Here is a 19,167-nt window from a genome sequence, read left to right on the forward strand (position 1 = left end):
CGGCGTGACGCTCCTCGACGAGGTCTGGGCCGCCGCTCCTTTCAAAACGAAGTCGGCCCTGGTCAGACACGTGGAGTCCACGGTGAACGCCTGGGGCGGCGGCCTGGCAACGGCGCTCCTCACAGCCAGACGTGGCCACCGGGTGGCCGTCTTCGAACGCGACGCCCGCGCCCCCGGCGGCAGCGGGTCCACCCTGGACGACGACTTCTTCCGCTGGCGGCGCCCCGGCGTACCGCAGGCCGCCCAGCCCCACCTCATGCTCGGCGCCGCCCGCTCCGTGCTCCGCGCCGAAGCGCCCGACGTTTACGACGCCATCATGCGGCTCGGCGCCCGCGAACGGCACGAGCTCGACTGGTTCCAGCCACGGCCCCCCGCCCGGCCCGGCGACGAGGACCTGGTGATGGTCCAGGCGCGCCGCATCGTCGTCGAGACGGCGCTCACCGACGCCCTGCGGGCCGAGCCCCGAGCCGTCCTGCGCTACGGCGAGCCCGTCACCGGCCTGCTCGTCGACGCGTCCTGTGTCCCGCCGCGCGTCCGCGGCGTACAGACGGAACGCGGAGCGTACGAAGCCGAGCTGGTGATCGACGCGGGCGGCCGCCGGTGCGCCTCGGGGGAGTGGCTGACCGGGGCGGGCTGCCGGCCCCCGGTGGTGGAGCGCCACCGTACCGGCATCGCGTACTTCTGCCGCTGGTACCGGCTGCCGGACGGACGCGCGGACGGCCCCGCCCGACCCTGGAGGGTGTCCGGTGGGACGTTCGCCGGGTGCGCCGTCTTCCCCGCCGACAACGGGGTGTTCGCCGTCACGCTCTTCGTCCACACCGAGGACCCGTCGCGCGGCGCGCTGCGCGACCCGGCCGTCTTCGAGGCGGCGGCCCGCACGTTCCCGCCGGGCGCGGCATGGCTGGAGCTGGGCGCGCGTCCGCTCTCCCCGGTGCTCGCCACCGCCGGTCTCGACAACCGCTGGAGCGCCCTCGTCGACGAACAGGGACCCATAGCCACGGGCATGATCGGCGTCGGCGACACCGTCACCCACACCAACCCCACCCTCGGCCAAGGCATGTCGCTCGCACTGTGGGCGGCCCGCCGGGTCGCCCGGGAGACGGACCGCGGGAGCGGGGAACCGGGCAGGGAACCGGGCTCGCCGGACTTCGTCGCCGAGCACTACGCGTGGGCGCTGCGCACCCTCAAGCCCTGGTTCGACTTCCAGGTCATGACCGACCGCGCGATCGGCGAGCGCTTCGCCCTACGGGAGTTCAGGGCCGGACCGCCCCGCCAGATGGCAGCGCTCTTCGAGTGCGCCCAGGAAGACCCGGAAGTGATGCGGGCGCGCGCCCGGGTCCGGCACCTCGCGGCGCCCCCGGCCGAGGCGTACGGCGCCCCGGAAGTCAGGGCCCGGGTCGCCGCCTGGCTCGCGGCCCACCCCGACTACGTACCGAACACCGTGGGCCCCGGCCGCAGGGAGTGGGAGAAGATCACCGCGCCCTGAGTACGTCGGCCAGGTCGTAGCTCACCGGTTCCTCCAACTGGTCGTACGTACAGCTCTCCGGCGTACGGTCCTCACGCCACCGGCGGAACCTCGCCGTGTGCCGGAAGCGGTCGCCCTCCATGTGGTCGTACGCCACCTCGCACACCGCCTCGGGCCGCAGCGCCACCCACGACAGGTCCTTCTTCCCCGACCAGCGGCTCGGGGCGCCGGGCATCCGGGAGCTCTCGTGCGCGGTGACGTCCGACCAGGCCGCCCACGGGTGCCCCTCCGCCTGGGGCGACTCCATCCGCAGCGGACCCAGTTCGTCGATCAGCTCCTGGCGGCGGCGCATCGGGAACGCCGCGCACACCCCGACGTGCTGGAGCGTGCCCGCGTCGTCGTAGAGGCCGAGGAGGAGCGAGCCGACGACGGCGCCGGTCTTGTGGAACCGGTAACCGGCGACGACGCAGTCCGCCGTCCGCTCGTGTTTGATCTTGTACATCAAACGGGTGTCGGGGCGGTACGGCATGGACTCCGGCTTGGCCAGCACACCGTCGAGCCCCGCGCCCTCGAAATGCTGGAACCACTCCTTCGCCACCTCGATGTCGTTCGTCGCGGGCGCCAGGTAGACCGGCGGCGGGGCGCCTTCCAGTGCCCCGGCCAGGGCGCTGCGGCGGTACCCGAACGGGGCGTCGAGCAGTGCCTCGTCGTCCAGGGCCAGCAGGTCGAACGCGATGAAGCTCGCGGGCGTGCGCTCGGCGAGCGTACGCACCCGGGAGTCCGCCGGATGGATGCGCTCGCTCAGCCGGTCGAAGTCGAGCCGGCCGTCGTGGACGATCACGATCTCGCCGTCCACGACGCAGCGGGGCGGCAGCGCGGCGCGCAGCGACTCGACCAGCTCGGGGAAGTAGCGGACCAGCGACTTGCCCGTCCTGCTGCCGATCTCCATCTCGTCGCCGTCCCGGTGGACGATCGCGCGGAACCCGTCCCATTTGGCCTCGTACTGCATGCCGGGTCCCGGCGGGATGGTGGCCACGGCCTTGGCCAGCATCGGTTTCACGGGGGGCATCACCGGCAGATCCATGGATTGATTCTGCGACTTTTCGCGGGGGATCGCTCGATTTCGGGCTGCATGTGACAAAAGTGCGGCAAAAGCCCGTCCCGTTTAGCGTGGCGGGCATGGGTGAAGCGGTGGAGCTGCATACCGGTGAGCGGACCGTACGGCTGTCCAGTCCGGACAAGATCTACTTTCCCGAGCCCGGCTACACCAAGTGGGACGTGGCTCAGTACTACCTGGCCGTGGGGGACGGGATCACCCGCGCCCTGCGCGACCGGCCGACCACCCTCGAACGCTTCCCCGAAGGAATCGGCGGCGAGTCCTTCTTCCAGAAGCGCGTCCCCAAGAACCTGCCCGACTGGATCCCCACCGCCCGGATCGCGTTCCCCAGCGGCCGCACCGCCGACGAGATGTGCCCCACCGAGACGGCAGCCGTGCTCTGGGCCGCGAACCTGGGCTGCCTCACCTTCCACCCCTGGCCGGTACGCCGCGACCGCCCCGAACACCCCGACGAGCTGCGCATCGATCTCGACCCGCAGCCCGGCACGGACTTCGGGGACGCGGTCAGGACCGCCCACGAGCTCCACGCGCTGCTCGACGAACAGGGCTTGCGCGGCTGGCCCAAGACCTCCGGCGGCCGCGGCCTGCATGTGTACGTGCCGATCGAGCCCCGCTGGACGTTCACGGAGGTACGCCGAGCCGCGATCGCCGTCGGCCGCGAGCTGGAGCGGCGCATGCCGGGGCGGGTCACCACCGCCTGGTGGAAGGAGGAGCGCGGCGAGAAGATCTTCGTCGACTACAACCAGACCGCCCGCGACCGCACCATCGCCTCCGCCTACTCCGTACGGCCGCGCCCGCACGCACCCGTCTCCGCGCCGCTGACCTGGGACGAACTCGACGAGACCGATCCCCGTGCGTTCGACATCGCCACCATGCCGGTCCGGTTCGCCGAACTCGGCGACGTACACGCGGACATGGACGATCACGCCTTCGGCCTCGAAGGCCTGCTGGAGCTGGCCGAACGCCACGAACACGACCACGGGCTCGGCGACATGCCGTACCCGCCGGACTACCCGAAGATGCCGGGGGAGCCCAAGCGGGTGGCGCCGAGCAGGGCGAAGCGCGAGGGCGCGTGAAGGCCGTATGAGCGAGGGAGAGGGGGAGGGTGTGCCGCGCGGCCCCTCGCACGGGAGGCCGGCGACCCGCGCCGAGAAGTGGGCGGCCTTCAAGGAGTCGCCGTTCCTGCCCGCCCTCGTGCTGCTGTTCATCCTGGCGGCCGCCGCAGGCCTCTTCGCCGGCTCCTACACGTACACGATGGCCAACCCCACCCCGCACCGGATTCCCACCGCCGTGGTCGGCGATATGTCCGCACCGGGCGGCCGGGCTTTCGTCAGCGGTATGGAGAAGGCGCTCAACGCCTCGCTCGCCTTGACCCGTTACGACACGGACGCCGAGGCGCGCTACGCCGTCGACGAGCAGGAGGAGTTCGCGATTCTGCGGATGACAGGCCCGGGCGTCGAGCTCGATGTGGCGGGGGCGTCGGGCGCCTCCGTCGCGCAGGTGCTCGCCGAGACGGGCGCGAAGGTCGGCAAGGAGACCGGAGTACCGGTCGCGATCAGGGACATCAAGCCGCTGCAGGAGGGCGATCCGCGCGGACTCGCCCTCTTCTACGTCTCGCTCGCCGCCGTCATCATCGGCTTCGTCGGGGCGATCCAGTTGAGCGTTCACGCCCGCGCGCTGAACCCCGCCGAGCGCATCGGCTTCACCGTCGCCTACTCACTTCTCGGCGCGTTCGCCATCGCCGCCGTCGTGGACTGGCTGCTCGGGGCGCTCGACCTGCCGTTCGCCGAGTCGTGGCTGATTCTGGCGCTGACGATGTTCACGTCCGGGATGGTGTTCACGATGTTCAACACCCTGATGGGACGGTGGGCGATGCTCCCCACCTGGGGGCTGATGGTGCTCCTGGGAAACCCGTCGTCGGGTGGGGCGGTGTCCTGGCCGCTGCTGCCGTCCGTACTCGGCCACATCGGTCAGTGGCTGCCGCCGGGCGCGTCGGTCAACGCCCAGCACACAGCCGTGTACTTCCAGGGTCACCAGCACCTCTTCCCCTTCCTGGTGCTGGGTGCCTGGGCGCTGGTCTCCTCCACGGTCTTCTGGGTGTACCGGCACCGGCACCCCGGCGGACGCGACCGCGCGCCTGCGCACGCGGCCGCGCCCGCCGGGGCGTAGCACTCGGTCAGAGCTGCTTGACGCGGATGTCGCGGTACGAGATCACGTCGGTGGTCCCGTGGACCTGGAGACCGATGTAGCCGGAGGCGTAGCGCCGGCCGTCGGTGCCCGGGTCGTCGGCGCGCGGCGGGTAGAAGTCCTGCCCGCCGGTGTTGTCGAACTCATTGATCAGCACACCGTTGCGGAAGACCGAGTAGTGCTGGCCCTCCACCCGGATCTCGTAGTCGTTCCAGGTGCCCTTGGGCGTGACGCCCGCGCTGCCCAGACCCACGCGGTCGAAGCCGTAGATCGAGCCGGTCTTGTACATGTCGCCGTCCGGGCGGTCCAGGATCTGCACCTCGTGCCCGTACTTGATGGCGACCCATTCCGGACGCGGCTCCTCCGGGTGGTTGTGGACCTGCGGGAAGCGGACGAAGACACCGGCGTTGGCGTTGCCCGTGCCCGGTGCGTCGTCGCGCCAGCGCAGCTTGAGGGAGAAGTCCTCGTACGTGCGCTCCGGGAACCACAGCATGCCCATGCCGGGCGTCGTGGTGCTGCTGGTCATCGAGCCGTCCGCGTTCAGGCCGAACGAACCGCCGCCCACCTGCTGCCACTTGGCGAAGGAGGACTGCGTACCGTCGAAGAGGTCGCGGTAGCCGGCCGTCTGGCCCGGCTTGCCGATGCCGGACTGCTTGGCGGCGCGATAGATCTTGCGGTGCTCGCGCTCGTCGATGACACCGTCGTACAGCAGCTTGTCGATGACGGTGTCGACGTGCTTGAGGAAGAGGGCCTGGGAGGTCCACTCCCTCTCGTCCTCGATCAGCTCGTTTATCGTGCAGCGGTTGCGCGTGACGCGGTTGGGGACGCCCGTGTCGACCGTGCCGACGATGACCGTCAGCCGCTCGTCGTGCTCGGGGCAGTTCGGCGCGGGTACGCCGCCGCCCTCAGCGATCGTGAAGGCCACCTGCTTCGCGACGGACGTGTTGCCCGCCTTGTCGGTCGCGCGGTGGTCGACGGTGTGGCGGCCGACGCGGTCGACGATCACCGGTGTGGTGTAGGTGAGGTACGGGCCGCCGTCGAGCGAGTACTCGACCTTGTCGACGCCCGAGCCGCCCGCGTCCGTCGCGGCGAGCGTCACCTTCGCGCTGGTGATGTACGCGCCGTCGGCGTTCTTGTCGCCGGTCACGGTCGCGGTGGTCTCCGGCGGGGTCTTGTCGTCCGTCGGCGGCGGTGCGACGACCGTGAAGTCGACGGCCTTCTCGGCGGCCGCGTTGCCCGCGCGGTCGGTGGCGCGGTAGCGGACCTTGTGGGTGCCCGTCTCGTGGACCATGACGGGGCCGTTGTACGCCGTCCAGGCGCCGGACGCCCCGAGCGCGTACTCGATCGTGTTGACGCCCGATCCGGTGTCGGACGCGGTCACCGTGACCGTCGCCATGCCCAGGTACTGGCCTTCCGGATTCTTCTCGCCGCTGACGGTCGCCGACGTCTCGGGTGGTGTCTTGTCGTCCGTCGGCGGTGCGACGACCGTGAAGTCGGCTGACTTCTCGGCTGACGTGTTGCCCGCCTTGTCGGTGGCCCGGTAGCGGATCTTGTGCGTACCGACATCGTGGACCATGACGGGCGCGGTGTACGGCTGCCAGGCGCCGGCCGCTCCGACGGCGTACTCGATCTTGTCGACGCCCGAGCCCGTGTCGGTCGCCGCGACGGTCACCGAGGCGTGCCCGATGTACGCGCCGTCGGCGTTCTTCTCGCCGCTGACGCTTGCCGAGGTTTCCGGAGCGGTGGTGTCGTCGCTGCCGCCCTCGGTGACGGTGAGGATGCCCTGCATCGAGCCGTGGCCGGGGATGGTGCAGTGGTAGAAGTACCGGCCGGGCGTGAGGGTGACGGTGGCGGTGTGCTTGCCGCCCTGGGCGTCGCTCGGGTTGGCGAGGATGTTCAGCTGTACGTCGTTGTTGTACTCGGGGTCGGACACGTCGAACGTCAGCGTGTGCGGCATCCCGGTGGTGTTGCCGGTCGCCGCGCTGTTCTCGAAGACGATCGTCGTCTCGCCCGCCACCGCTGTCTTGGGGAAGGTGAGATACCGGTCGATCGGGTCGCCGGCCGTCCAGGTGAGGGTCTGGGCGGCGGCGGTCCTGGCTGTGGCGTCGTCTTCACGCCCGTACGCCGCCGTCGACGTCAGTCCGAGGACCATCAGCAGGGCGGCGGCGAGCGCCGTCCACAGGTGAGGAGCTCTTCGTTTCAGCTTCACTGCCTACTCCGCCTTCCTGGCCAGGTCCTTGGCGGCCGGTGTCGGCTCGCCGCCCTTGTACGTCACGCGCCACAGCGCCGACTTGGCGTCCGAGGTGAAGAACCCGCGCCCGTAGTCGAGGACGTAGAGCGAGCCGTCCGGCCCGAACTTCCAGTCCATGAGGTTGCGGATGCCGTCCGCGCCCACCGGGATGATCTTCTTCAGTGACTCGGCGTGCGTGGGCAGCCCGCCGTTGCCGACGGTCTTCGGGTCGGTCAGTACCGCGTGGCGTGGCTGGTCGCCGTCGTAGAAGTCGCCCACGAACCACTTGCCGTCCCAGTAGGAGGGCCACTTGTCCTTGCTGTCGGTCGTCGCGTCATAGCGGTAGACCGGGCCGTTCATCGTCGCCTGACCACCGCCCTTGAGCCACGGCAGGAGGATCTTCTGTTCCTCCTGCTTGTAGCTCGGCACTCCGTTGGCGTCGCGCGGGTAGTCGACGCCGCCGCCCTGGGGCGAGTACCAGATGGTGTTCGGCGTGACCGGGGGGAGGTTGACCAGGCCGTCGTTGTTCGGGGACTCGTTCTTCGGCTTGGCGCAGTCGTACCAGCCGAGCGGCTTCGTCGGGTCCGGCAGATTGCGGTCGCGATACGGCTGGTTGTTGCCCATGCAGTACGGCCAGCCGTGGTTGCCCGGCTTCGTGATCGCGGCGAACGTGTCGTACTTCGCGGGGCCCCACGTGGTGCTCGGCGCGCCGGCGTCCGGCCCGACCCAGCCGGCGTACAGGATGTCGGTCTTCGGATCGACCGCGATGCGCGCCGGATTGCGGACGCCCATCACGTAGATCTCGCCGCGCGTCTTGCCGCCGCCCTCGTCCGGCTCCTTGCCGGTGAAGAGATTGCCCTCGGGGAGTGTGTACGTTCCGTCGTCCTCGGGGTGGATCCGAAGGATCTTGCCGTTGAGGTTGTTGGTGTTGCCGGCGGTACGGCGGGCGTCCGCGAAGGACACGCCCTTGAAATTCGGCTCCGGGTTGTTGCCCGAGTAACCGTCGCTGAAGCGGGAGGAGTTGTTGTCGCCCGTCGCGATGTAGAGATTCTGCTTCGAGTCCCAGGCCATGCCGCCGCCCGCGTGGCAGCAACTGTGGATCTGGACCGGCCACTTGAGCAGGACCTTCTCCGAGGCGAGGTCCAGTGTGTTGGTGGCGAGGTCGAGGGTGAAGCGGGAGACGCGGCGCTCGGCCATGCGCGTGTCGCGGTTGATCCGCGAGTGGGGTGTGTAGTGCAGGTACACCCAGCCGTTGGTGAGGAAGTCGGGGTCCGTCTCGACGCCGAGCAGCCCCTCCTCGTTCTTGACCAGCTCGTCCCCGCCGCCCTTGTTGCCGAAGACGGTGAGGGCGCCCGCGAGGGTCACCTTCTTCGTCTTCGGGTCGTAGACGTGGACCTGGCCCTGGCCCTTGCCGATGTCGGGGTTGTTCCAGTCGGTGACGACCGGCGCGTTGCCGTCGCGCCCGCCCCGGCCGATGTAGATGACCCGGCCGTCCTTGGCGGTCACCAGACCGTGCGGCTCGCCGATCTGGTCCGACTGGCCCGGCTGGTTGGGCGCGGTGAGGCGCTCGGCCTTGTAGTTGGCGTTGACGCTCGCCTTGCAGTCGGCGCGGGCGATGCGCGTCGTCCACTGGAGGGCGCCCCGGAGGTGGTCGCGGAAGTCCGTCTCCTGGAAGGACTCGGCCGTACCGCCCATGCCGGTGTAGAAGGACCGGCCGCCGTCGTAGTCGCGGCACCAGGAGATGGGGTGGTCCCAGCCGTTGGCGCTGGTTCCTGGTTTGTACGTCGCCTCACGGACGCGCGCCACGGTGTGGACGTCGCCGGACGGATTCTTCGTCCAGTTGAGCCACTTGTCGGGGCGCTTCCACTGGAGCGGCAGGTTGGTGGTCGCGGGGTGCTGCCGGTCGCCGACCTCTACCGTCGCGCGCTGTACGTTCGTGGGTCCGCCGGCGGCGGGCCGCGCGCCGATCAGGCCGCCGAACCAGTCGGAGTACGGCTCGGTGCGCGCCGCGTCGTGGATGCCGAGGAAGCCGCCGCCGGCTTCCATGTACGCCTCCAGGCCTGCCTCCTGCTCCGGATCGAGCACATCGCCGCCACCGGTCAGGAAGACGACCGCGTTGAACTTGCCGAGCTTGGCGGTGGTGAAGACGCTCGCGTCGTCCGTGGCCTCCACGCGGAAGCGCTGCGCGGCGGGGCCGGACTGGCCGATCTTCTCGATGGCCTCGATACCGGCGTTGACGGTCGGTGGCTCGTCGGCGCCGGCCGATCCGTGGAAGACCAGTACGCGGACGTTCGCGCCGCCGGGGGGAGACGGCAGCGCGGGAAGAGACAACGTTGTCGCGTCAGTCGGCGGAGGTTCCGGATACGGTTTGGCGGAGGCGGCCGTGCCGCCGAGCAGGCCGGATGCGACAACTCCGGCCGCCAGGGCGGCTGTCAGTGCGCGTCGGGGTCTTGACCGGTGATGTGGTGCGCGATGCATGTGTTCACCCATCCCTCAGTGGTCACAGGAACGGCGACGAAGCTAGACCTCTTTTCGCGACGCGCCAAGAGGTGCGACCGGAATACCGCGAACTTTGTCCTTGGTGTGGATGAACTTGGCTCGTCCCGCTACGGTGTGCCCGTCAATCTCCGTACGTTGGTGGGGAGTCAGGCCATGGACAGACGAAGCTTCAACCGACGGCTGCTGGCCGGCGGGGCGGTCGCGGCGACCGGCGTGACATCGTTGTCGCTCGTGGAGTCCGCGCCGGCCGGCGGCCGGATCCACCGGCTGAAGATGTTCGCCGAGAAGCTGCCCGACGGGCAGTTGGGCTACGGCTTCGAGAAGGGCAAGGCGTCGGTGCCCGGGCCGCTGATCGAGATCGTCGAAGGCGACACCGTGCACATCGAGTTCGAGAACACCCTGGACGTGCCGGCCAGTCTTCATGTGCACGGCGTGGACTATGAGATCGGCAGCGACGGCACGAAGCTGAGCAAGAGCCATGTCGAGCCTGGTGGGACCCGGACGTACACCTGGCGTACGCACGTCCCGGGGCGGCGCAAGGACGGCACCTGGCGGGCCGGCAGCGCGGGTTACTGGCACTACCACGACCATGTGGTCGGCACGGACCACGGCACGGGCGGCATCCGCAAGGGGCTTTACGGTGGGGTGATCGTACGGCGGAAGGGCGACATCCTGCCGGACAAGACCTTCACCATCGTCTTCAACGACATGACGATCAACAACAGGCCGGGACACCAGAGTCCCAACTTCGAGGCCACGGTGGGGGACCGGGTCGAAATTGTCATGATCACGCACGGCGAGTTCTATCACACGTTCCATATGCACGGTCACCGGTGGGCGGACAACAGGACGGGGCTGCTGACCGGGCCCGACGACCCGAGCCGTGTCGTCGACAACAAGATCACGGGGCCGGCGGATTCGTTCGGGTTCCAGATCATCGCGGGTGAACACGTGGGTGCGGGTGCGTGGATGTATCACTGCCATGTTCAAAGTCATTCCGACATGGGGATGGCCGGGCTCTTCCTGGTCGCCAAGCCCGACGGCACTATTCCGGGGTACGAGCCGCACCATCCGGCAGGGCACGATCACTGAGGCGGGGGCCTTTTCCCCCGCATGGGGTCGGTGCCGCGCCGGGGCGTCTCCTCGGGTGCCGAACACCGAAGTACGGTGTTTCGTTCGGGGTGGTTGCGTTCGACACCCTGCGGGGAGCGCCCCGGCACGTCCCCTCCTGCGGGGGCGGGGTGTTGATCGGATGTTGATCGGACGTTGATCCCCGCGGGGCAGCGTGTGCGGCATGCCGATCAACATCACTACCGAACGCGAACTCTCCTGGCAGGAGACAGCACTGTGCGCCCAGGCCGGGCCCGAGTTCTTCTTCCCGGCCCCCGGCAGCTCCACCCGCGAGGCCAAGCAGCTCTGCGGCGCCTGCGAAGGGCGGGTGGCGTGCCTGGAATACGCGCTCACGAACGACGAGCGGTTCGGCGTCTGGGGCGGACTTTCCGAGAAGGAAAGACTGCGCCTCAGGCGTGGCCCCCGCTGACGGGGCCCTCTGGCACGGCGGCCCGGAGCCGTCCATGCTGAGGTCCGCACCTCAGCGAACAGGCCAGGGAGACGTGTTGAGCAGCAGGCAGGCAACAACCGAGTACGACTACGTCATCGTCGGAGCCGGGTCGGCGGGCTGTGTGCTCGCCGCCCGCCTCTCCGAGGACCCCACGGTGCGCGTCGCGATCGTCGAGTCGGGCGGCAAGGACCGTAAGACCGAGATCCGCATTCCCGCGGCCTTCCCCAAGCTCTTCAAGACGCCGTACGACTGGGACTTCAGCACCGCCAAGCAGACCGAGCTCGGCGGGCGCGAACTGTACTGGCCGCGCGGTCACATGCTGGGCGGCTGTTCGTCGATCAACGCGATGATGTGGGTACGCGGGCACCGCGACGACTACGACGCGTGGGGCGAGGCGGCCGGGCCCGAGTGGTCGCACGACGGGATCGTGCCTTACTTCCGGCGGGCGGAAGGGTGGACCGGTGGCGCGCCTGAGGGTTCGGGCCGGTCATCGGTGTACGGGACCGAGGGGCCGCTGTCCTTATCGCCACCGCGCGACCCGAATGTGACCACGGCGGCCTTCCTTGCGGCCTGCCGGAGCGCCGGTCTCACCGAGCTGCCGGAACTGAACGTCCCGGATCCCAGCGGCTTCTCCCTGACTCCGGTCAACCAGCGGGCCGGCCGGCGCTGGAGTACCGCCGACGGTTACCTCAAGCCGGCCGCGCGCCGCCCCAATCTGGACGTCATCACCGATGTCCGGGTGCGGCGGCTGGCGTTCGAAGGCACGCGTGTGACGGGGGTGGTGGCGGTCTCGGGGAACGTGCTGCGCGCCCGCCGTGAGGTGATCCTCAGCGCGGGCGCCATCGGCTCCCCGCAGCTGCTGATGCTCTCCGGCATCGGAGACCCGGAGCACCTGCGGGAGACCGGAGTGGAGCTGCGGGCGGCCTCACCCGACGTGGGCCGGCATCTTCAGGACCACCTGTCCACGGCGGTGACGATGCGCTGCCCGCTGCCGGTCACGCTGACCGGCGCGGACACGCTCAGGAACGTGGGCCGCTTCTTGCTGTCCGGGCGCGGACCGCTCACCTCGAACGTCGGAGAGGCCGTCGCCTTTGTCCGTAGTACGCCGGAACTGGCCGCGCCCGACATCGAGTTGATCTACGCTCCGGGGCCGTTCGTCCAGCACGGCCTCACGCCGCCGACCGAGCACGGCGTCACCATCGGCGTGGTCCTCCTCCAGCCCGCGAGCGAGGGCCGCATCACCCTGACCGACGACCAGGCGACATCGGCGCCCCGCATCGACCCCGGCTACCTGACGGACGCCTCCGACCTGCGCCGCCTGACAGCCGGTGTGCGCCAGGCCGAAGCCCTCCTCGCGGACGGCGCGTTCGCCCCGTACACGGCGGGCCCGATGGCGCCGTACCCGGGGATCGTCGACGACGAGGCCCTGGCCCAGGCGATCCGGGACTCCTGCGAAACGCTCTACCACCCCGTCGGCACCTGCCGGATGGGTACCGACGAGGGGTCAGTGACGGATCCCAGGCTGCGCGTGAGGGGAGTGGAAGGCCTGCGCGTGGTGGACGCCTCGGTGATGCCCCCGGATCACGCGGGGACACACGCAGGCCCCCACGGTGGCCATCGCCGAGAAGGCGGCGGAACTCATCCGGGAGGACGCGCGCGTGTGACGTCGGCGCCGGCGGCCGTTCGTCGGTGCGCCGGCGCTCCCGGTCAGGAAGCCGGGATGCGGAAGGTCTCGCCGTACATCTGCCACACCAGCGGCGTCTTGAGGTCCATGTTGCCGCTGCGCAGGAACACGCGCTGTGCGGTGTCGATGCGCGAGGTGTCCTTGTGCGCCTTCTTCACCTTCATCACCGCACGTCCGGCGTCCAGGAACGCGTTCAGGTACGCCTGCTCCTTTCCGCCCTCGGCGACCGTCTTCGCGGACTTCATCGCCGCGTCGCGGATGCCGTAGAAGCCCTTGGGGCCGACACCGGGGCCGTGCAGCACCATCGCGTCGTAGTAGATGAACTGGCCGAGCGTGCCGAGGCCGTCCATCTTCGCGATGCGGACAGCCGGCTCGAAGTAGATTCGGTCCCGCGTCTCGTCCTGTGCCTTGCGGAAGGCCGGGCTCTCGGCGGCCTTCGCCCACGCCGCCCGGAAACCGGGGTCCAGGCCCTCGTGCGACGCGGTGCCGTCGACCTCGCGGAGAGCGGGCAGGTACCCGGCGAGCGGGTTGTCCGGGTGGTTCTTCGTATAGCCCTCGACGAGCTGGAGCATGTCGTTGGTGCCGGAACAGAAGCCGATGACGCCGGCGGTGTAGCCGCAGCCGTCGCCGATGTCCTTGATGGAGCCGTACTGACCGCGCCAGTTCAGGGTGGAGTTCTCGGCGCTCGCCACGATCTGCGAGGCGATCTCCTTCATTTCGGGAGCCGCGAGGCCGGGCGGCATCTTGGCTATCCGCTCGTCGAGTTCCTTCTGCTCTCGTTTCTCCTGATCTGTCCGCGGCTCCTGCTGCTTCGGCTGGTACGCCGGCCGGTCCGCGGTCAGGTCCTGGCCCTCGGCGGGGGCGTCCGAAACAAGAACGTCCGAACCGCCACCGAAGACGATGGAGGCGGCGATGGCGAGCGGTGCGCCGAACAGCGCGAGACGGGTCAGTGGTTTCACGCCGCACAGCGTACGGGGCACATGGTCGAGTGGTGTGCGGCGCTCCCCTCGAAATTCAGTGGGGGCCGCCGTCCCCGGCAGGCACGATCTCCCCATGGCCCATCCTCCGCAGCGCCTGGCCGACCGACTGCTCGACGCGCTCGACCCGGCACGCACTGGATCTCGACGCCGGACCGGCGGAGCTGCGCGCCGCCCTGGTCCGGCTGGCCGGGCTGCACGACGGCGTCCCGCCCTGGTGGTCAGTACCGCCGAAAGCCTGGAGGACCGGCTGGACTCGGCCGCCCGGCCCGGGGACCCGGACTCTCTGCTCGCCCAGGCCGGCCTGCTGTGCGGGGACGGCTCTCACGCCGAGGGGCTGCTGGCCGTGACCGTCGCCGAGGTCGGCGGCAGGCGCACGGACTGGGCGGACCCGTGGCGTGAGCTGCTGAAACAGCTGCGCCGCCACCCGGTACAGGACGTGCGAGACGCGGCCTGTGCCGTGGTGACGGCGTACTGAGAACTGAGAACTGGGGATCAGGCGGAGGCGGCGCGGGCGGCCATCCGGGCCTTGCGCGCGGCCAGCTTCTCGTCGAACTTGCTCGCCTCGGCGTCCAGCCCGTTCATGTACAGGCCGAGCTCCTCCTGCGCCTTGAGGCCCTCCGGGCCGAGCCCGTCGATCTCCAGGACCTTGAGGTAGCGCAGGACGGGCTGGAGCACGTCGTCGTGGTGGATGCGCATGTTGTAGATCTCGCCGATCGCCATCTGGGCGGCGGCGCGCTCGAAGCCGGGCATGCCGTGTCCGGGCATCCGGAAGTTCACGACGACGTCGCGCACGGACTGCATCGTCAGGTCCGGGGCGATCTCGAAGGCCGCGCCCAGCAGGTTGCGGTAGAAGACCATGTGCAGGTTCTCGTCGGTCGCGATGCGCGCCAGCATGCGGTCGCAGACGGGGTCGCCCGACTGGTGGCCGGTGTTGCGGTGCGAGACGCGGGTCGCGAGCTCCTGGAAGGCGACGTACGCCACCGAGTGCAGCATCGAGTGGCGGTTGTCGGACTCGAAGCCCTCCGACATGTGCTGCATACGGAACGCTTCGAGCTTGTCCGGGTCGACGGCACGCGACGTGAGCAGGTAGTCGCGCATCACGATGCCGTGCCGGCCCTCCTCGGCCGTCCAGCGGTGCACCCAGGTGCCCCAGGCGCCGTCGCGGCCGAAGAGGGAGGCGATCTCGTGGTGGTAGCTGGGGAGGTTGTCCTCGGTCAGCAGGTTCACGACGAGCGCGATCTTGCCGATGTCGGTGACCTTCGACTGCTCAGGCTCCCAGGCCTGGCCGTCGTCGAAGATGCCGGGGAAGTTCCGGCCGTCGGAGAACGGCACGTACTCGTGCGGCATCCAGTCCTTGGCGACCTTGAGATGGCGGTTGAGTTCCTTCTCCACCACCTCTTCCAGCGCGTACAGCAGTCGGGCGTCGGTCCACGCGTCCGAACTGCCGAGTTGGGGAGAGGTGATCGTCACTGGTGCTCCTGGGGGACGGGGGCTGTGGGCAGAAATTACCTACGGCTTCGTAGGTTACGAGACCGTAGGTTAAGGGGGTCGTAAGAGCTGAGCCAAGTCCCCGTTTGTAATGTCCCGTTACGGTCAGTTATGGGTACAGGTCAGACACCCGCATCGAGAGTCATGTCACGCGACCTCCGAGCTTTGGTCCCCCACCGCGTTCCCCGCCGAAGCCTAGCCATTCCCCTTATCCACCTCATCCACATCATTCCTCCCGAGTTCCAGCCGCCGGGTGATCCCGATCGACTCCAGGAACGGCTCGTCGTGGCTGGCCACGATCAGCGCGCCCTCGTACGACTCCAGAGCCTGTGTGAGCCGGCGCACACTCGCCATGTCCAGGTTGTTCGTCGGCTCGTCCAGCAGGAGGAGCTGCGGCGCCGGCTCGGCCAGCAGCAGCGCTGCCAGCGTCGCGCGGAACCGCTCGCCGCCCGACAGTGTCCCGGCCTGCTGATCCGCCCGCGCTCCCTTGAACAGGAAGCGTGCCAGCCGCGCCCGGATGGCGTTGTTGGTGGCCGAAGGCGCGAACTTCGCCACGTTCTCGGCCACCGTCAGTCCGTCGTCCAGTACGTCGAGCCGCTGCGGCAGAAAGCGCAGCGGCACATGCGCGAGCGCCTCGCCCGAGACCGGCTCCAGCTCCCCGGTGATCGTGCGCAGCAGCGTCGTCTTGCCCGACCCGTTCCGCCCGACGAGCGCGATCCGCTCGGGACCGCGTACCTCGAACTCACCGGCGATCTCGGACCCGTACCGCAATCGCAGGTCACGCAGCGTCAGTACCCTGCGCCCCGGATGCACGGTCGTGTGCGGCAGTACGACGTTGATCTCGTCGTCGTCGCGCACCGCGTCCACCGCACCGCTCAGCCGTTCCTTCGCCTCCGCCAGCTTCTCGGCGTGCATGATGCGGTACTTGCCCGCCGACTCCTGCGCGGCGCGTTTGCGGAGGTTCATGACGGCCCTCGGCTCGCGCTTGATTTCGTACATCTTCTGCCCGTACCGCTTGCGGCGGCCCAGCTTCACCTGTGCGTCGGCCAGCTCCTTCTTCTGCCGGTGTACGTCGGCCTCGGCGACCCGCACCATGCGTTCGGCCGCCTCCTGCTCGACGGCGAGCGCCTCTTCGTACGCCGAGAAGTTCCCGCCGTACCAGCGGACTTCACCGTCGCGCAGCTCGGCGATCTGATCGACGCGCTCCAGTAGTTCACGGTCGTGGCTGACCACGATCATCACGCCGGACCATGCCTCGACCGCGGCGTACAGACGCTCCCGCGCGCGGCGGTCCAGATTGTTCGTCGGCTCGTCGAGGAGGAGTACGCCGGGACGGCGCAGCAGCAGCGCGGCCAGCCGCAGCAGCACCGACTCGCCGCCCGACACCTCGCCGATGGTCCGGTCCAGGCCGATCCGGACGAGCCCGAGCTGGTCGAGGGTGGCGCGGGCGCGCTCCTCGACGTCCCAGTCGTCGCCGACTGCGGTGAAGTTCTCCTCGGTCGCCTCGCCCGCCTCGATGGCGTGCAGCGCGGCGCGCGTGCCGGCGATGCCGAGGGCCTGGTCCACGCGCAGCGTGGTGTCGAGGACGAGATCCTGCGGCAGGTAACCGACCTCGCCGGCGACCTGGATCTTCCCCCCAGTGGGGGTGAGTTCACCGGCAGCGAGCCTCAACAGGGTGGACTTTCCGGACCCGTTGAGCCCGATCAGCCCGGTTCTGCCGGAGCCGACGGCCAGTTGGAATCCGTCGAAGACGGGTGTTCCGTCGGGCCAGCCGAAGGAGAGCGCGGAGCAGCTGAGATGGGTGGGGAAGGTAGACAAGGGGGCCTCCCGGTTGCTGAAGAACGAGCAAGGGCAACGGGTGGAGACACCGGGGGGTGGCGTGGGTGCGGCGGAGCAGGGCCGGACGGCTCAAGTGCCGAGGTCGCACGCGGCGCGCACAGACGAGAGAGTCAGTCTGCACGACACGGTGTCTCAAGACCTCAGACGAGCAACGTCCACTCCGATCGACGACAACAGGGCCACGACCAAAGTACGTCGCGGCCCCTGCGATGCCAACCGATTATTCGAGTCCGCGACCCGTCAGAGCGCGTCGCGCAGCAGTTCGGCCAGGTCGTGGTCGACGTCGAGATGCAGATGCTCGCCGCCGGCGGGGACGAGCTCGTGGGTGCGTTTGAGGAAGCGGCGCAGGTCGGACGTGCGGATGTGGACCATCGCGGTCCCCTCCACGGCATGGAATTCCAGTACGGTCCGCCCGTATCCGTACGGTCGCACGCGTACGTCGCCCAGGCCGGTCCGCCGGTCCGTGCCCGTGTCCAGCAGTTCACGGGCGAACGCCCAGGCCACCTCGATGCCCTCCAGGGTGGCGGCGGGCGGGAAGGCCATGCGTACGGCGAACGGGTCCGCGCTGTCGTACCGCAGGGTCGCCGGGACCGTCTCCATCCGGGGTGTGGATGACACCAGGCGGGTCTGCACGGCTTGCTCAATCACGGGAGACAAGGGCTGCTCCCTCTCACGGCTCGGGTTGATGCGTCCTGTCACAGGGACAGACGTAAGAACACGGGAATCCGTGCATGCGGCCGGGACGTGACGTGCGTCACCGTCTGGACGGCATCCTCGCCCTGGGCTAGCTTCCAGCGCCATGACGGCCATGGGGAAGACGCGACGTACGAGACGAATGGTGTCACTGGGCCTGTGCGGGGCGGCGCTGGCCGCAGCCTTGACGGCGCCGGCGCAGGCGAGCGTACAGACGAACGGGAACGTGCCCGGCTGGCAGCTGAGGGACACCGGAAAGAACGACGTACGTTTCCGGGGCCTGGCGGCGGTCAGCAGGAAGAGCGCGTGGGTGGCGGGATCCAAGGGCACGGTGCTGCGCACGTCCGACGGCGGCCGCACCTGGCGTGATGTCTCGCCGCTGGGGGCGGGGGAGTTGGAGTTCCGCGACATCGAGGCTTTCGACGGCCGGCGGGCGGTGGTGCTGGCGATCGGGGAGGGCGAGGCGTCCAGGGTCTTCCGTACGGATGACGGTGGCGCGACCTGGACCGAGACCTTCCGCAACACCGACCCGAGGGCCTTCTACGACTGCGTCACCTTCTTCGACAGCCGCAACGGTCTCGCGATGAGCGACCCGGTCGACGGCAAGTACCGCATCCTGTCCACCGGCGACGGCGGCAAGTCGTGGACCGTCCTGCCGAACGCGGGCATGCCGGCTGCGGAGGCCGGCGAGGCGGGGTTCGCGGCGAGCGGCCAGTGCCTGGTCAGCGCGGGGCCGCGGGACGTATGGCTCGCGACGGGCGGCGGACCCACCGGCCGGGTGCTGCACTCCGCCGACCGCGGCCTGACCTGGACCGCCGCCGATGCCACCATCCCGGCGGGCGACCCGGCGCGGGGCGTCTTCGGCCTCGCCTTCCGCGACCGCGACCACGGCATCGCGGTCGGCGGCGACTACCGCACGGGTCTGCCGTCGCCGAAGGCAGCGGCGGTGACCGCCGACGGCGGCACGAACTGGCGCCAGTCGAAGACGCCACCACCGGCATACCGCTCGGGCGTGACCTGGCTGCCGCACACCGAGTCCGGCGCACTGGCGGTCGGCCCCACGGGGACGGACCTCACACTGGACGGCGGCCGCACCTGGCGAACGATCGACACCGGCTCGTACGACACGGTGGACTGCGCGCGCGACTTCGGGTGCTGGGCGTCGGGCGAGAAGGGCCGGGTGTCACGCCTCCAGTTCTGACCGGGCCGTTGCGTCGGGTGCCGGCCGCGGGAGCCGGTCCTCAATCGCCGGACGGGCGGCCCGTCCGGCGTTTGGGGACGCGCCCCGGAGGGCGTCCGGGGGCCGGGTGTGCCCGGTTGGCGGGGCGCTGGGGTCGGTGCCGCGCCGGGGCGTCTCCTCGGGCGTCGAACGTTCGGGTACGTCGGCTTCTTCGGGGTGGTTGCGTTCAACGCCCTGCGGGGAG

15 protein-coding genes and 1 pseudogene are annotated in these 19,167 nt (G+C 69.8%); 8 read left to right on the forward strand and 8 right to left on the reverse strand.

The window, feature by feature from the left end; translation table 11 throughout:
* Positions 1-4: 4 nt before the first annotated feature.
* Positions 5-1,486: an FAD-dependent oxidoreductase gene (locus tag ABZX79_RS37220; RefSeq protein ID WP_355268337.1), complete on the forward strand. Its 1,482-nt coding sequence runs from the start codon at positions 5-7 to the stop codon at positions 1,484-1,486.
* Here ABZX79_RS37220 and ABZX79_RS37225 read toward each other — a convergent pair.
* The gene (locus ABZX79_RS37225; RefSeq protein ID WP_355268304.1) at positions 1,473-2,549 is read right to left on the reverse strand and encodes an ATP-dependent DNA ligase; all 1,077 of its coding nucleotides are present in this window, start codon (positions 2,547-2,549) and stop codon (positions 1,473-1,475) included. The two genes, ABZX79_RS37220 and ABZX79_RS37225, sit on opposite strands and share 14 nt — an antisense overlap.
* Positions 2,550-2,644: 95 nt before the next feature.
* Between ABZX79_RS37225 and ligD the strand changes: the two genes are divergently transcribed.
* Both ligD and ABZX79_RS37235 read left to right on the forward strand, forming a co-directional pair.
* Positions 2,645-3,658 (forward strand): non-homologous end-joining DNA ligase, encoded by a 1,014-nt coding sequence (ligD, locus tag ABZX79_RS37230; protein WP_355268307.1) that lies wholly within the window; start codon positions 2,645-2,647, stop codon positions 3,656-3,658.
* Positions 3,659-3,665: 7 nt separating this feature from the next.
* Positions 3,666-4,751 carry an ABC transporter permease gene (locus tag ABZX79_RS37235; RefSeq protein ID WP_355268310.1) on the forward strand — a complete coding sequence of 362 codons (1,086 nt, stop codon included), beginning with the start codon at positions 3,666-3,668 and terminating at the stop codon, positions 4,749-4,751.
* A gap of 7 nt (positions 4,752-4,758) precedes the next feature.
* Here ABZX79_RS37235 and ABZX79_RS37240 read toward each other — a convergent pair whose 3' ends face one another.
* Both ABZX79_RS37240 and ABZX79_RS37245 read right to left on the reverse strand, forming a co-directional pair.
* A complete protein-coding gene (locus tag ABZX79_RS37240) occupies positions 4,759-6,921 on the reverse strand; it encodes a family 16 glycoside hydrolase (protein WP_355268340.1) in 2,163 nt (720 codons plus the stop codon).
* Positions 6,922-6,981: 60 nt separating this feature from the next.
* Complete coding sequence (locus ABZX79_RS37245) at positions 6,982-9,477, reverse strand: ThuA domain-containing protein (RefSeq protein WP_355268313.1); 2,496 nt, start codon at positions 9,475-9,477, stop codon at positions 6,982-6,984.
* Between the two features lie 174 nt (positions 9,478-9,651).
* Here ABZX79_RS37245 and ABZX79_RS37250 point away from each other — a divergent pair, with 174 nt between their 5' ends.
* From ABZX79_RS37250 to ABZX79_RS37260, 3 genes and pseudogenes are all read left to right on the forward strand, one after another.
* Complete coding sequence (locus ABZX79_RS37250; RefSeq protein WP_355268316.1) at positions 9,652-10,590, forward strand: multicopper oxidase domain-containing protein; 939 nt, start codon at positions 9,652-9,654, stop codon at positions 10,588-10,590.
* 202 nt (positions 10,591-10,792) lie between these two features.
* Positions 10,793-11,038: a WhiB family transcriptional regulator gene (locus ABZX79_RS37255; protein WP_355268319.1), complete on the forward strand. Its 246-nt coding sequence runs from the start codon at positions 10,793-10,795 to the stop codon at positions 11,036-11,038.
* 34 nt (positions 11,039-11,072) lie between these two features.
* Positions 11,073-12,578: pseudogene (locus tag ABZX79_RS37260) on the forward strand (GMC family oxidoreductase N-terminal domain-containing protein); the annotation flags it as partial.
* A gap of 188 nt (positions 12,579-12,766) precedes the next feature.
* Here ABZX79_RS37260 and ABZX79_RS37265 read toward each other — a convergent pair.
* On the reverse strand, positions 12,767-13,693 hold the full coding sequence (locus ABZX79_RS37265) for a chitosanase (protein ID WP_355268343.1): 927 nt from the start codon (positions 13,691-13,693) through the stop codon (positions 12,767-12,769).
* A 244-nt stretch (positions 13,694-13,937) separates the two neighbouring features.
* On the opposite strand from ABZX79_RS37265, the gene ABZX79_RS37270 reads away from it, so the two are divergent.
* Positions 13,938-14,198 carry a hypothetical protein gene (locus tag ABZX79_RS37270; RefSeq protein WP_355268322.1) on the forward strand — a complete coding sequence of 87 codons (261 nt, stop codon included), beginning with the start codon at positions 13,938-13,940 and terminating at the stop codon, positions 14,196-14,198.
* Between the two features lie 17 nt (positions 14,199-14,215).
* Here ABZX79_RS37270 and ABZX79_RS37275 read toward each other — a convergent pair whose 3' ends face one another.
* The 3 genes from ABZX79_RS37275 to ABZX79_RS37285 all read right to left on the reverse strand — a co-directional run bounded on the left by ABZX79_RS37275 (position 14,216) and on the right by ABZX79_RS37285 (position 17,707).
* The gene (locus tag ABZX79_RS37275; protein WP_214980515.1) at positions 14,216-15,193 is read right to left on the reverse strand and encodes an acyl-ACP desaturase; all 978 of its coding nucleotides are present in this window, start codon (positions 15,191-15,193) and stop codon (positions 14,216-14,218) included.
* Between the two features lie 213 nt (positions 15,194-15,406).
* Complete coding sequence (locus ABZX79_RS37280; RefSeq protein WP_355268325.1) at positions 15,407-17,029, reverse strand: ATP-binding cassette domain-containing protein; 1,623 nt, start codon at positions 17,027-17,029, stop codon at positions 15,407-15,409.
* Between the two features lie 261 nt (positions 17,030-17,290).
* On the reverse strand, positions 17,291-17,707 hold the full coding sequence (locus ABZX79_RS37285; protein WP_355268328.1) for an SsgA family sporulation/cell division regulator: 417 nt from the start codon (positions 17,705-17,707) through the stop codon (positions 17,291-17,293).
* Positions 17,708-17,849: 142 nt separating this feature from the next.
* Between ABZX79_RS37285 and ABZX79_RS37290 the strand changes: the two genes are divergently transcribed.
* The gene (locus ABZX79_RS37290) at positions 17,850-18,944 is read left to right on the forward strand and encodes an oxidoreductase (RefSeq protein WP_355268331.1); all 1,095 of its coding nucleotides are present in this window, start codon (positions 17,850-17,852) and stop codon (positions 18,942-18,944) included.
* On the opposite strand, the gene ABZX79_RS37295 is transcribed toward ABZX79_RS37290, so the two are convergent.
* Positions 18,927-19,167 (reverse strand): hypothetical protein (locus ABZX79_RS37295; RefSeq protein ID WP_355268334.1); only part of this gene is annotated, 241 nt, incomplete at its 5' end. The genes ABZX79_RS37290 and ABZX79_RS37295 overlap by 18 nt on opposite strands.

It is taken from the genome of Streptomyces sp. NPDC002994 (genome assembly GCF_040611155.1).
GTDB lineage: Bacteria > Actinomycetota > Actinomycetes > Streptomycetales > Streptomycetaceae > Streptomyces.